A 14,139-nucleotide genomic window follows, 5' to 3' on the forward strand; every position below is an offset into this window, starting at 1 on the left:
GCCGAAACTGCAGATTACCGATTAACATTGGCGTTGATGAGGTACTCACCAACGTTGATTTCACGACTTCCCTTTCGAGGTTGCCAGCCCTTCCGCCATAGCAATTTCGATGTTCGGCCAAAGGCCAAGCCTGTTGTTCAACATGTGAATTTGCGAATGCGTCATCGACGCTATGGCCGCCCTTACGGCGTAATTGCCCTCTGCCCTCTCCCCGCTCATCGGCGAGACCATTGCTCCGCGACGTGCAATGTCGTCCAGACTACTGCGCGCCTCACGCAGAGCAGCAATCCACTTCCCCGATAGCGTTTTGGGCAGTTCGCGGTCGGCTCGCGATACCCTTTTCAGGTAGGATGCCTCGAGGTCGAAGCCGACCGTCGTGGGCGTCTCAATGTTGTCCGGCCAGGTTTCCCTCCAAGATTCTGCGTATTCGGACATGAATTGCCGTGGATCCACGTCCAATCCCAAGAGTCCCGCAAGGGTGTCGAGCGTGAGCCGCATCGCCGCGCCAATCCTTTCGCCTGAGCTGTGCTCTGTCCTTCGCACTACCTCTAACGCAATACTGCTTGATATCGAAAATAGGTTCTCATGCACGGTCAATGCTTCGTCCCCGCCGTAGCGGATTGTCTCGGGTTGGTAGGCCACGTCGATGGCCTGCCCCGGGGCGTAGACATCGCCCCGCCGAGTCGGAAAAGTCATGACTCGCGCCCATTGGTCCGGCTCTCTGCCGAGCGCGAGTTTCGTGCAGACGTCAGTCATGTGTCGCTTTAGTGAGGACCAAGCGTCATGATCACCCGCCGCCGCCCGCACTCTCAGGTGAGGCCCTCCCTCCGTGTATCGTATAAAGAACCATGGCCAGGAACCCTCGACCTTTTGGTTGGCCATCCACGATCCGACCTCGAGGGCGACCACATCGAGATCCCGCTCCGCAGCCACGAAGAGATGCAAGGAGTGCCAGGCGCGCTTCGGGTCGTTCATGCCAGTCGATATCTCAAACGCCCGGCACGGGGTCCGATCTGAATCTGCAGTAGCGGGCGTCTATCCAGCGTGAGGGTCGCGCCAACAATGAGGTCCGGCAGCGCCCGATAGCCTCTCGCGTACCAGTCGTGTCGGGCGGCATTGAGACCCACGGCTTGCAGGATCTCGCCAGCGACCATGTGCGCGTCGACGTAGGAATTGACGTCTCCGTCCGACGCAAACCCGTGTCTTGCGTGGATGGTAAGCACTGCGGCATTTCCGCTCAGCGCGGTGTTCGCCGCAGCCGCCTCTCGCCGCCTGAGTGGCGTATAGTTAAGGCCGTCGCCCCCCGTGGCCCATCTAGAAATGACGCCCCGATCGTCCAACATGATGGCATCGCACCCTATCTCGTACGGACCGCCCTCATATTCCGCAATCGAGCGAAGGATATCGGCTACGACATCCTGGGAGGTCTTCTCGTAACGGCCTGTGGCGATACGGCCGTTCGATGTCCTCTCCCTGGTCCACTTGAACGGTTCCTGGATAATCACGCGTCCGGCCGCCGCAACCCGGTCTGTCGTTCTTGCACCGTGGCGAACCATCTCATCGATCATCGCGTCGAGTTCGGGTGCCACCGGCCTCGCCGTCCACTCCTTGGCGACTTCGATTTCATACCTGACGCCATCGTTCTTTGGTTGTGCGTCCATCGAAAGCGTTAAAATGATCGTACGCAATATTCGGTCGCAGGGCGACCCGGTCCATGTGCCACCTGTTCGACTGGCGGTTAAGCCGAGCGTGCGAGCGAGCGTCTCGATCTGGGCGCGCATTGCCCCCGCCTCAATCAACAACAAGCACAGACCGAATTCTCCGTAGGTGTATAGCATTTCGCTAACACGGGTCTCAACGTGAAACGTAACGTCCCTCGCGCCCTTCGACTCGTCAACGGGAATGTCGGTCTCGACCAATCTCCTGTTGTAGAGGTCTACCTCGTGCATCGATCGACCATGCCCCAGGTCGCATTCGACAAGCAGCTTGACTTCGTGCTTGTTGCCTCCGCTGGGCAAAGGCCTATGCACACTCGTCTGCAGATCGTACCCGACCTCCAGCCAAATGGGGAGGACCACGTGCCGCACGATCTCAGCGACTTTCTCGTAGCAAGTCAGCCCTTGCCCCCCATGGTCAAGGTCGGCTGTCGCAGTGGTTGGCGGCAAGTCGTGGACGCGTGCAGTCCGAAACGGAGCGGACGACTTTCTGGTATCTTCGGCGCTTTGTACCATGTGCTCGGCCCCGGGAACATTGCCCCACATGACCCCGATATTCTCGGAGCGCCTTTCGGAGGTTAAGACCGCGAAGTTTCGAACGGCGTCCCCCGTTCTTGCCGCCCGCTCGCCTTCAGACAGAGTAATCATTTGCAGCCGCGCTGCCAGTAATGTCAGTGAATTCCGCAAAGCTCTGTCCATGTCTCGTGCTTGCGCTGTCACGACCTCCCCTCGTGCTGTGGTCGTGGCCATGGCTATCTCACCATGATCCAAGACGACCGCGATGGGCACCTCCCCCCAGTACATGGCGATGAGCCTTGCCAGCGACCTAACATCTTCGCTCCAGTCGTCGTCAAAATCGATTTGTCCTGAAGGAATGTCGACACAGTTGATTGCTGCGTAATTTTCCTCCGCATGCTCCTCGGGTGTACCTTTCGTCTGGACCGGGTAGGTCCTGGCGGCCGCCCTGTCTGCGGTATACCCTACCGCCTCGCGCGCGATTGCAGGGGTATCGTGTTTCTGCTGACGACCTCCCGAAGCGGGCCGCTCGCGTCTTTCGTGAGGAATTATAAGACCCTCATTCGTGATCGTGGTGATGAGTGTTGTGGGTGTGGAGTCTTGACCGAGGAGCACCGCTTTGAGCGTCTCGAGCGATGCGATGGCGATCGCCAGATCGGACGCGAGGGGAGTTATGGTTGCGTCTGGGCATGGAACGGGGCTTTCGACTTGGCCTGCGCCGCGCGTGACAGTCGCGCCGTCGGCACCAAAGGCGACGCCGATCGTCCATTCCGGGTGTTCGAAGGATACGCCTGAATTGATGTGGATGGAAAGTCCTTCGGAGATCTCAGCCGTATTCCGGCGGGCAACGTGCACCCGTCTCGCGCCCTGCGCCTCCAGAACCTCGCAGACCCTCTCGGTCATCGCTTTCGGCCCCTCGACGCGAATGTCGGTCGTAGACCAGCCTATGAGTCGGTCCTCCCAGCCTTCGCCATATTCTTGCGAAAGGCGGGCCACTTCTGGAGGGATGCCCTCGGGGATTTCCCGCTCCGGCCCCTCCACCACCATCCCCTTACGCTCTAGCGCGGAAATAATTTGATCGCCGAGCGCCATGAGCGAGGCGGGTAGCGCCTTGATCACCTCTGCCCTCGTATTCGTCCCGTCGAGCGCCGCAAGCAGTTGCGCGATCAATGGCGCAACCCTCGCATCGCGCAGCTGCATGACGTCCCGCTCTCGGAACACGCGCACGATGTTGCCGTCGATCTCGTATCCGACACCGCCTTTGAGTAAAGGGCGGATGGCAGCGCAGAATTCGGTACGTCCTCCTTTGGTCCGACGCGCGGCTTCATCGTCATCGCTGAGCGTAGCTACCGTCATCCGGCTAGGACCTCCTCTGCATCTGTCAGGCAAGCCTCTTGGACAAAAGGGCGGAGCTTCGGCACAAGCCATTTTTACAATCTTGCACAGCGTTCGACGGCGCCTTCCAAAGCAAAAGCCTAAGTGTTGCAGCCCCCGGCGAGCCCACTGATTACCGTGATACCCCTCGACACTCGCCGTGGCACGCAGCTACTTATCGAGAGGGAGTTTGGCACCATGAGTGCGATCATTACCACAATTGCTCATCTGTATTAGTGCGTAGCTATCGCCGCCAATGTCACTGTTCTGGCCCTTTACGTCACGGCCGTCAATTGAGGTGATTCCGCTTTCTTTTGCAGTTTGGTGGCTAACTTAAGCTAGATGCCGTAATGGGCCGGCGTCTCAAGCAGATGCGCACTGTTTGCCTGCGTTAGCCTCGGAAGAAAGTCCGCCGCCGTTTGCCACACCGATTGACATTTCGAAACCAAGTGATTTATCAGAGCAATACACCAAATTAGATTGTCGTCACCCCGTGCATAGCTTATCGGAAATGGCTTAGCCATTTAGCATATTTCCGACGGATGAGCATATGTCGAGGGCTGATTTGAGGGGCTGGATTAGATGAATTTCCGAAATATTTCGGCATGGGCAATACGCAACCCAGTAGCCCCTCTCGTTCTGTTCGCAGCCTTGATGCTGGCTGGGGTAGTCAGCTTCATGCGGATGGACGTCAACAATATGCCGGATATCAGCTTCCCATTTGTCACAGTTGTCGTGTCTCAACCAGGCGCGGCGCCTACAGAGTTGGAAACGCAAATCACCCAACGCGTCGAGGCTGCCATCCGTGGAGTAAGTGGCGTCGACGAACTGACATCTATCGTTATGGAAGGTCAGTCGATTACGAATGTCCAGTTCGTCATTGGTACACCGGTAGATCGCGCCGTCAACGACGTGAAAAGCGCGATTGACCAGATTCGCAGTGATCTCCCTGATGGCATCCTCGAACCTCAGGTAAGTCGCGTCGATGTAGATGGCGGCCCGATCGCCTATTTCAGCGCCGAAGCGACCGATATGACGCTGGAGGAACTATCCTGGTATGTCGACAATACGGTTGCCAAGCGGCTGCTATCGATCAGCGGCATGGCAGCAGTCAAACGCGGCGGCGGCGTCAGCCGTGAAATCCGCGTCATCCTGGATCCCGCCAAGCTGCAAGCCTATGGCATCACCGCCGCGCAGGTGAATGCCCAACTGAGCCAGATGAACCTGAACGCCGCAGGCGGGCGCACCGAAATTGCCGGCGCCGAACAGTCGATCCGCGTACTGGGCAACGCCCGCAACGCGCGCGATCTGGGCGCAACGCAGATCGCCATTTCCGGCGCCCGTACGGTCAAGCTGTCCGACCTGGCGGACGTGCGCGACATGTATGCCGAACAGCGCAGCCTGGCCCTGATGAACGGGCGGCAGGTGACCAGCTTCAGCATGGAAAAGGCCAAGGGATCATCCGACGTCACCGTCTATGACGAAGCGATGAAGGTGCTGGACAAGCTGAAGCAGGAAAATCCCAAGGTCCAGTTCAAGCAGCTCTATACCAGCGTCGATTACACCAAGGGCCAGTATCACAGCGCCATGTCGGCAATGATCGAAGGCGCGGTGCTGGCGGTCGTCATCGTCTTCCTGTTCCTGCGCGACTGGCGCGCGACCTTGATTTCCGCACTGGCCATTCCGCTGTCTGCGATCCCGTCCTTCTGGTTCATGGACATGCTGGGCTTCACGCTCAACGGCATCTCCCTGCTAGCGCTCAGCCTGGTGGCGGGCGTGCTGGTCGACGACGCGATCGTGGAGATCGAGAATATCGTGCGCCACATGCGCATGGGCAAATCCGCCTATCAGGCATCGATCGACGCGGCGGACGAGATCGGCCTCGCCGTGCTAGCTACCACCATGGCGATCGTCGCTGTGTTCCTGCCCGTGGCGCTGATGCCGGGCCTTTCGGGCCAGCTGTTCATCCAATTCGGCATGACCGTGGTCGTATCGGTACTCATGAGTTTGGCCGTGGCGCGCCTGATCACGCCGATGATCGCCGCCTATTTCCTGAAGGCCCATGGTGAGGAAAGCCATGGCGAAGGCTGGTTGATGGACCGCTATATGAGCGTGCTGCACTGGTCGCTGGACGACCGCAAGGCCAAGGCGCGCCGGGCGCGCGGCGGCCTGCGCAACCGGGTCCTGGCGTTGTTCGTCGATCATCGCGTCTGGACGCTGGGCTTCGGTTTCCTGGCCTTTGGCGCCACGCTAGTCGCATTCGGCACATTGCCCATGACTTTCCAGCCGAGCACCAACACCGATTTCAGCCAGGTGAAGATCGAAACCGTGCCGGGCAGCACGCTGGACCAGACGACCGCGATCACCCGCAAGGTCGCCGACATGCTGGCGCAGGACAAGGATGTGGTGGAAGCGGCCTTTGCCGATATCGAGCCGACCAGCGCCGACATCTTCCTGACGCTCAAGAAGACGCGGCCGGTCAGTTCGGTCGATTGGGAACGCCAGATCGCGCCCAAATTCCAGACCATCGCCGACGCGCGGGTCAATTTCCAGTCGCAGTCGGGCGGCGGCTTCGGTCGCGACATCATCCTGATGTTCGGGTCCGACGACCCGGAACTGCTGGAAAAGACCGCCAACCAGTTGGTCCGCGAGATGCAGGGCGTAGCCGAACTGCGCGCGCCGCGCGTACAAGGCGACATGCAGCGGCCGGAAATCATCATCAAGCCGCGGCTGGACCTGGCCGCCAGCATGGGCGTGACGACGGCGGCGCTCAGCCAGTCGATCCGCATCGCGACAATCGGCGACATCGACCAGAATGTCGCCAAATTCTCCCTGTCGGACCGCCAAATCCCGATCCGCGTGGCGCTGGCGGAGGAAAGCCGCAAGGATATCGCGACCATTGAGAACATGCCTGTTCCAACTGTAAACGGCGGATCAGTGCCACTCAAAGTCGTGGCTGACATTGGCTTTGGTGCAGGACCCACGCAAATTCGGCGATACAATCAAATTCGTCGTGTCGTGGTTGGAGCAGACTTGTCCCCTGGACTTGTTACTAGCCAGGCGATGACGAAGATAAATGCTCTGCCGATCATGAAAGCGATCAACTCGGGCAAAATACAGGGGGTTCAAAAACTCGAAGTTGGCGATAGCAAGTTTCAGGCTGAAATGTTGCAGAATTTCGTAATAGCTGTTTTTTCGGGAATTATGCTCGTGCTGGCCGTCTTGGTACTTCTTTACAAACGTATTATGCCACCGTTTGTAAACTTAGGCTCTTTGATGTTGGCACCACTTGGCGGCGCCCTAGCTCTTCATATAGCTGGACAACCATTGTCTTTGCCAGTTTTCATCGGACTTCTCATGCTTCTCGGGATCGTCGCCAAGAATTCTATTTTGGTTATCGACTTCGCTCTCGAAGAAATGGAAAAGGGCGTTCCAAAGTTTCAGGCGATCATTGACGCCGGACATAAAAGAGCTCAGCCAATTGTGATGACAACGGTTGCGATGGTTGCAGGCATGGTGCCGACTGCCTTGTCGTTATCGGGCGATGGCGCATGGCGAGCCCCGATGGGTATCACAGTTATCGGCGGCCTGGTCCTTTCGACAGCCCTGACTTTGATCATTGTACCTGCCTCTTTCAGCTTAGCCGTCGGCCTCGAAGGACGGATTGGATCACGTCTACGAAACGGCCTGCTTACTCATCATACGCCACACGATGCTCCCACGCATCCTGCAGAATAAGCTCCCATTATGTGTTCGCGCTCATGACCGAGCCAGCTCGCCGCCCGCCGTTTATTAAAGATTGCAACACTTCTCGCAGTGCTCAAAAAACACTGGCCACCTGTTAACGGTAGCCCAGTGCCTAATGAACGCAATGACGTGGCGTGCTTAGCTAGTGAGTATAGCGACTTAATTAAGTCAATTCATAGCTACAACCTGAGTGTTGGTATCATTGCTCGTAAAGTTTTCTGACCCTATCAAGGAAAGCAATGGCATCATGTGACGCCTGAATTTTCCAATCCATTTGCTAATTAAATGCTAATTTCAAATAATATAAGAAAAGTTCATAAAGTCATACAGGGCAAAAATTAAACCATAATGATTTCAAAAAGGCGATCAACAAGTGGATAAAAGAATTATAAAAAACTTGGCAATATTTCTATTTCTTTGCGGCTTGGCCCTAATGGCCATAGCTTATAGAAGAACCCAGTCATGCTGCCCCGAATTAGATGATATTCTTGTTGACACCATCGAAAGTATCACGAAGTAACGCTAATAATTCCGTTAAAATAATAGTTTATATTATATTACAAATATAGTTGCCCAATTCAAAACCATCCAATGCGATCATAAGTCCTTGCGATATGGCGGGTGTATAACTGCGATACGATGAAGCGCCACGCGGTGGCCGAGGCGAGGGTTTGCTCGAAGTTCTTGGCAAGCCGCTAGGCACCACGCGTATTGGGGCCGGAGTCTGGGTCACACCGACGCTGCGCCGGGATGATGTCGAGCCGTTCGGAACGGTCCTCACCAATCTTGTGCAGCGTCCCGCCACAGACGCACTCCAAGCTATTCGGTTCGATCACGGTCTCGAAGCGTGGCAGATGGGCTGGCAGCAATGCGCGCTCAGCATCCGCAGGGCGACGACGGGGTGCCCTGAGCCCGTATCGCTCCGCCTCTTGGGCCGTCTTGTCGTGGAGGTCGTCAGCCTCGCCGAGGGCGACATCCTGGTATTCCAGCCCCAATGCCAGTTGATCGACCGGGAGCTTTTCCGAATGCTTGCCAAAGGTCGAGCGGTTGATCAACTTGAGGATATGCTCGAGCCGCGCCGCGCGAGCGCGCTCGGCCAGGACCATCGCCTTGAGCTGCTCCACATCGTTGGGAAGCTTGTCATATCCAGCCTCCAGGCCAACCGCTACGATGCAGGCATCCGGCTCGGCGAGCGTCTGGAGAAGGAAATGATCGCGGTGCCGGTAGGACCTTCGCGTCGCGGTGGTGACTGCTCCGGACTATCTGAGCGACCATCCTGCGCCGATGGAGCCCACCAACCTCACAGGTCATCGCTGCATCGCCTACCATGACGCGAGCGGCGACCTGCCTTCTTGGTCGTTCGAGCGCGACGGCCATGCGGTGACGGTCGCGCTAGGGCGGGGCCGGTGTTCAACGACGCCGACCTGCTGGTCGCCGCCGCCGTCGAAGGGTTCCGCATCCTCTACATCCTGGAGGATGTGATAGCGGCGCCGATCGCCGATGGCCGTCCCACCCGCCTGCTGGAGCCGTGGTGCGAGCTCTTCGCCGGCTACCACCTCTATTACCCCGACAGACAGGGCACGACCGCCTTCGAACTGTTCAAGGATGCGCTTCGAGCAAGCAAATTTGGGTAAAGGACCTATTCGCCGCGCCCGGGCACGGCTTGAACCAGCTCTCATCTATGGACGGCGATGAGAACGAACGTGACGGAAGACGCCGTCTTATTGATCTGATGCCCCGGCACTCCAAGGCGAGGCACTCATCGCGGCCGTCCGCTATGAAACCTTCGATTATAGTGTACTATCAACGAAAGCATTGGCGACACCGCCGCCTGATGCTGTTATGAATTATGGAATATAGCAGCGGCTGTTTTGCTATGAAAGTGGCAAAAGCGACATCATGCGCCCAACGAAGAGGCACTTCTACACTTATTCGGCGCTGCGCGATCCCTATGGAGGCCGTAACACGATGGCGCACGACGGAGTGGTTCATCGTTCCTCATGCTGGTCATATTGGCGAGGAATATGGAATTGCGCTGATCTTCGAACGCGCCTGAGATTCCGCAGAACAAGGTAGCCTCCACAGGAAACAGGGGAATATCATGATGAAGCCGCCTTAGCCTCGCTTCCCTTCACGGGAGGATTGCTTCAAACATATTTGTACCAGCGCGTATTGGGGGACAGAGGAGTACTGGGCCTCCCATACCCTTTGGGACGATCTGCGTGGAAAGCGGGTTGGGTGCGCTCCGGCGATCGAATGATCGACGTTATGCGATTGATGCTGATTGAAGAACTCGTGTCCCGGATCTCTGAAGCCAAGACCCGCGAGCAATTATACGCAACGATGCGCTTCGCGACACCGCGCCTGGGCTTCGACCATTTCGCTCTGGCCTATGAGAGTACACCCACAAGATCGGAAGGCATGGCGTTTCTGGTGCATGATTATCCCGATGAATGGGCCAACATTTACGTTGGGTTCGATCTTGGCGGAGCTGATCCCATCCGCCGCGCATGCGGGCGGTCGATGACTGGTTTCGAATGGCGCCACCTCGACAGATATGTCCCCATCACGCGCGGAGACAGGCAAATGCTTGCGGTCGGACGCGAGCATGGAATCGCAGATGGCTACACCGTGCCACGACATCTCCCTGGCGAGGCCAGCGGGTCATGCTCCTTCGTAACCCGGACGGTTTCCGCATATCCCAAAGCCATGCTGCATGTGGCCGAAGTGGTCGGGGCCTTCGCGCTCGCGCGTGCGCGATGCCTGGCCGGCCTCCTTTGTCCAAGCGGACAGCGACCGGCATTGAGCGAACGTCAGCGCGAATGCGTCCTCTGGTCGGCGCGGGGAAAGACCGCTGGTGAGATTGCGACTATCCTCGGGATCAGTGAGGAAACCGTGGTGCAACACCTCAAGCTGGCGCGCGAGCGGTACGACGTCCATAGTCGGCAATCCCTCATCCTGTGTGCGTTGTTCGATGGCCTCATAAGCTTCGCGGACATTTTCCACTGGTGGCGCCAGGACTAGCTGGACATCCAACAAATACGGGACAGCGCATAGCGACAAGCGACCTTGGCCGGCCTGCCGGCAAGTCTCGCCGGCCGGCACAACGCGTCCACGCATCCCCCCTTCTTGGTATGTCGCGAAGGGCAATAACGTGATTTGAACGACAGCGGTTCATCACTCTGTCGAAGGATGCTGTCATGCATGATGTTCTGGATCGAACGCCGTCGGCGTTTGAGAGCGCCGCCTTGCGCTCCATGTTCGCGGCCCGCAAGGAGGTATTCATTGACTTGCTGAAGTGGGACTTGCCCGTTCTGGCCGGGGCCTTCGAACTCGATGAGTTTGATGACGAGCATGCAGAGTACCTCATACTGCTCGATGGGGATGGCCGGCACCGCGCATCGGCGCGACTCCTGCGAACCGATCGCCCACATATTCTGGGCCACCTCTACCCCCATCTTTGCGACGGCCCGGTGCCCGCAGGCCCGACCACGATGGAGATCACACGCTTCTGCCTGGATCGGAACCAGCGTGCCAGCGAACGGCGATCGGCACGCAATCAGCTCGTAAGCGCCCTTGCTCTTCATGCCCTTCGGCATGGGATCACCGATTACACGGGGGTCGCGGAAATTGGCTGGTTGGCGCAGATCCTGAAGTTCGGATGGCGTTGCGCTCCGCTTGGAGGGGTTTCCCCCGACAAGAGCGGAATGCTCGCCGCGCTACAGATCAGAATCGATGACGAGACGCTAGCGGGCCTGAAAGCCGCCGGAACCTATGAGCCGCTCACCCTGACTGTCGCTGGGCATGGGGGAAATCCGGCATGATCGGCAAACAGAAGAACGAGGCGGAGCGCTGGATGAAAGAGCTTCTCGACCGAGGCTACTGCATCATTCCTGATGCACTCCCCACCGAGACGATCATGGCGCTGAACAGCGATCTCGATGAGACCTTCCACGCAACGCCATTCGGCAAGGGGCGCTTTTACGGCAATCGAACCAAGCGTTTCGGCAGCTTGCTCAGGCGTTCACGGCACGCGCCCGCGCTCGTCCTTCAGCCAACCATCATGGCGATGGCGGAAGCGATATTGGGAGCGGCCTGCGAGCGTATCCAGCTCAATGTCGCCCAGGCAATCGAGATTCATCCAGGCGAAGTCCGGCAGCTCCCGCATCGTGACCAGGACATGTGGGCGGGCGCCAAGGGAGGTCATGAATATCTCATCAACGTGATCTGGCCGCTGACACCGTTTCGCGAGGAAAACGGCGCAACGCAAATCTATCCGAACAGCCACGGAGCGGCCGGAATCGAGAGGGCTGATCCGGGCGATCCCATTGTGGCCGAATGCGAACCGGGCTCGGCAATCTGCTTCCTGGGTTCGACGGCGCATGGCGCGGGCGCCAACCTCACCTCCTCCACAAGACGGGCCATAGTCATCGGATACAGTCTGGGCTGGCTCAAACCCTATGAGAATCTCTGGCTGGCTTATCCCCCCAACGTCGCCCGTGCCTTTCCGCCCGAACTCGCGTCGCTCGCCGGATATGCGCAGCATCGGCCGAATCTCGGCAACTATGAAGGCCAATGTCCATCGATCCTGCTGGGCGACAATGTCCCCGACCATATCGGCGCGATCGATGCGCTGCGGCCCGATCAGGACGCGATGCTGGAAGAATATGCTACGACTGGACGGCTGCCAGCATGAGCCCGGCCCATGTCCTCGAACCGACCTATGCCACGCTCAAAAGGCGCCTGAAGAGCGGTTTCTGGCCACCGGGAACGCGCCTCGAATCCGCACGGCTTGCAATCGAGTTGGGTGTCAGCATCACCCCCGTTCGGGATAGCCTCAACCGCCTGAGCGGAGAGCGCATGGTTGCCTTCACGCCGGGTGTCGGCTTTCTTGTCCTGCGTTTTAGCGAAGCCGAGATTGCGGATATGTTCGATCTCAGCCGCCTTCTGGTACAATGGGTGATCGGAATACCGTGGAGCGCTGCTTCACCGCAGTACCAAAGACAGTTTGATGGCCTGGATCATGCGGAGCGAACCGCCGCGCTATTCCTGTCCATAACGGAACGCACCCGCAACAGCGAGTTGATCGCGCTGGCCATGAATCTCAATGACCGGCTCCACATTCTCCGCGCGCTTGAACCGCATATCATCGGGTCCTCCACGGAGGAGTTGGCAGACCTGATCCAGTCGGTTGGAAAGGCATCGATAACGTCGGGGCTTCGTGACCGCCTGACCCGTTACCATGTGGTGCGAAAGCAGCATGCGAGCGATTTCACCCGCATGCTCAACGATCCGTCACGATATGAAGAGCGCGGATAATAGTGGATATCCAAAGGGATGTTGCTAGGTTGTTCCCATGCGGACCGGTCTTGACCACCTTCCCGCGCAAAAACAGCGCGAACTGAATCATGTCGTTCAGTTGATCTTCGAAGAATTCGAGGATGCAATGGCGCTGGCCAAGCATCAGTGGAAGAAGCGCGGACGGATCGAGAAGATCGTTCTCTATGGGAGCTATGCCCGCGGCGGCTGGGTTGATGAGCCCCACACGGCCAAGGGCTACAAGTCCGATTTCGATCTGCTCATCATCGTCAACGACAAGCGGCTGATCGGGCGGGTCGACTACTGGCTGAAGCTGGAGGACCGGCTGAACCGCGAGTTGGCGATCACCGGGACGCTCAAAACCCCGGTCAACTTCATCGTCCACACGCTTCAAGAGGTGAATGACGGTCTCGCGCACGGCCGCTATTTCTTCATGGATGTCCGCCGCGACGGCATCGCGCTCTACGAATTCGCCGACACCGAACTGCATGAACCCAAGCCGAAGACGCCGCAACAGGCGCTGACCATGGCTCGGGAATATTATGGAGAGTGGTTTCCGGCAGCGCAGAAGCGCTTCGAAGGTGCGAAATTCTATATGGAGAAAGGATACAATAAGGACGCAGCGTTCGATCTTCATCAGGCGACCGAGCGCCTATACCACGGCATCCTGCTGGTCGTGACCTTCTACACGCCCCATGTCCATAATATCGGCTTTCTCCGCACCCAGGCCGAGCGGCTGGATCGTCGCCTGATCGACATCTGGCCCCAGGACCGCCGCTTCGAGCAAGTGGCCTGGCAGAAGCTCAAGGAAGCCTATGTGAAGTCGCGCTATTCCAAACATTACCAGATCAGCGACGAGCAGTTGGCATGGCTCGCGGCCCGGGTGGAGGCGCTGGGCGCCGTCGTCCACACCATCTGCACCGAACGCCTCGCCACCCTCGAACAGGAGGCCGTGCGGGAGGGATCGTGACCCGCATGGGCCGGGCCGGAACCGGCCCGGTCGCCGCGTGACGCGGCGATAGAGCCCGACGGCCGAAGGCCGGCCCGCCAGTCCCCTTTTCTTCCCTGCTATTTGCCGCGGAATTTTCTGAAGCGCTCCTTTGCGTCTGCTTCCTGTACAGCCATATCCGCGTTCGTGCATTCGTCCCCGCGCGCGGAACCGTCGCGACAACTGGCGACCAGCTCGCGGGCCTCATCCAGATGCGCTGCGAAATATTGTGTGCTGCGCGGTTCCGCTTTGCCGCAGGCAGCCAGCGATGACACCAGCATCAGCGCACCGGTGAGCGATAGATTTCTCATAGCGTCACTCCAATATTGCAGAGCTGGACTGCTCCTTGATTAAGAATTCCATAGACTTGGCCGGCATTGCAACCATCTTTCCTGCTTTCCCGGCTTCCTCTTGCCTTCCCGAAATGTTCCGGCCATGTTCGGACTGCGAGCCTCCTGGCCATGGTTCGCATTCAGAGAA

11 protein-coding genes and 1 pseudogene are annotated in these 14,139 nt (G+C 58.3%); 7 read left to right on the forward strand and 5 right to left on the reverse strand.

Annotated features, from left to right (window positions below):
• Window positions 1–60: 60 nt before the first annotated feature.
• Together BRX37_RS03510 and BRX37_RS03515 are read right to left on the reverse strand one after the other, a co-directional pair.
• Window positions 61–975, reverse strand: a complete 915-nt coding sequence (locus BRX37_RS03510) for a lantibiotic dehydratase C-terminal domain-containing protein (protein ID WP_125985533.1) — start codon at window positions 973–975, stop codon at window positions 61–63.
• On the reverse strand, window positions 972–3,587 hold the full coding sequence (locus BRX37_RS03515; RefSeq protein ID WP_125985534.1) for a nitroreductase family protein: 2,616 nt from the start codon (window positions 3,585–3,587) through the stop codon (window positions 972–974). The genes BRX37_RS03510 and BRX37_RS03515 overlap by 4 nt, the downstream gene beginning before the upstream one ends.
• A gap of 600 nt (window positions 3,588–4,187) precedes the next feature.
• On the opposite strand from BRX37_RS03515, the gene BRX37_RS03520 reads away from it, so the two are divergent.
• On the forward strand, window positions 4,188–7,343 hold the full coding sequence (locus BRX37_RS03520; protein ID WP_125985535.1) for an efflux RND transporter permease subunit: 3,156 nt from the start codon (window positions 4,188–4,190) through the stop codon (window positions 7,341–7,343).
• 587 nt (window positions 7,344–7,930) lie between these two features.
• On the opposite strand, the pseudogene BRX37_RS03525 reads toward BRX37_RS03520, so the two are convergent.
• Together BRX37_RS03525 and BRX37_RS03530 are read right to left on the reverse strand one after the other, a co-directional pair.
• Window positions 7,931–8,047, reverse strand: a pseudogene (locus BRX37_RS03525) (IS5/IS1182 family transposase); the annotation flags it as partial.
• Window positions 8,048–8,476: an IS66 family transposase gene (locus BRX37_RS03530; RefSeq protein WP_206434102.1), complete on the reverse strand. Its 429-nt coding sequence runs from the start codon at window positions 8,474–8,476 to the stop codon at window positions 8,048–8,050.
• A gap of 282 nt (window positions 8,477–8,758) precedes the next feature.
• Here BRX37_RS03530 and BRX37_RS27035 point away from each other — a divergent pair, with 282 nt between their 5' ends.
• The 6 genes from BRX37_RS27035 (at window position 8,759) to BRX37_RS03560 (ending at window position 13,641) form a co-directional block, all read left to right on the forward strand.
• Window positions 8,759–8,986: a type 2 periplasmic-binding domain-containing protein gene (locus BRX37_RS27035; RefSeq protein WP_206434103.1), complete on the forward strand. Its 228-nt coding sequence runs from the start codon at window positions 8,759–8,761 to the stop codon at window positions 8,984–8,986.
• 622 nt (window positions 8,987–9,608) lie between these two features.
• Entirely contained in the window at window positions 9,609–10,376 is a 768-nt protein-coding gene (locus BRX37_RS03540; protein ID WP_125985536.1) for a LuxR family transcriptional regulator, read from the forward strand.
• 176 nt (window positions 10,377–10,552) lie between these two features.
• Window positions 10,553–11,176, forward strand: coding sequence for an acyl-homoserine-lactone synthase (locus BRX37_RS03545; protein ID WP_125985537.1), 624 nt, complete (start codon window positions 10,553–10,555; stop codon window positions 11,174–11,176).
• The gene (locus BRX37_RS03550; RefSeq protein ID WP_125985538.1) at window positions 11,173–12,048 is read left to right on the forward strand and encodes a phytanoyl-CoA dioxygenase family protein; all 876 of its coding nucleotides are present in this window, start codon (window positions 11,173–11,175) and stop codon (window positions 12,046–12,048) included. The genes BRX37_RS03545 and BRX37_RS03550 overlap by 4 nt, the downstream gene beginning before the upstream one ends.
• Window positions 12,045–12,671: a GntR family transcriptional regulator gene (locus BRX37_RS03555; protein ID WP_164522396.1), complete on the forward strand. Its 627-nt coding sequence runs from the start codon at window positions 12,045–12,047 to the stop codon at window positions 12,669–12,671. The genes BRX37_RS03550 and BRX37_RS03555 overlap by 4 nt, the downstream gene beginning before the upstream one ends.
• Before the next feature lie 37 nt (window positions 12,672–12,708).
• Window positions 12,709–13,641 carry a nucleotidyltransferase and HEPN domain-containing protein gene (locus BRX37_RS03560; RefSeq protein ID WP_125985540.1) on the forward strand — a complete coding sequence of 311 codons (933 nt, stop codon included), beginning with the start codon at window positions 12,709–12,711 and terminating at the stop codon, window positions 13,639–13,641.
• A 98-nt stretch (window positions 13,642–13,739) separates the two neighbouring features.
• On the opposite strand, the gene BRX37_RS03565 is transcribed toward BRX37_RS03560, so the two are convergent.
• A complete protein-coding gene (locus BRX37_RS03565) occupies window positions 13,740–13,970 on the reverse strand; it encodes an EexN family lipoprotein (RefSeq protein ID WP_164522397.1) in 231 nt (76 codons plus the stop codon).
• Window positions 13,971–14,139 lie beyond the last annotated feature (169 nt).

It is taken from the genome of Sphingomonas sp. S-NIH.Pt3_0716, assembly GCF_003950715.1.
GTDB lineage: Bacteria > Pseudomonadota > Alphaproteobacteria > Sphingomonadales > Sphingomonadaceae > Sphingobium > Sphingobium yanoikuyae_A.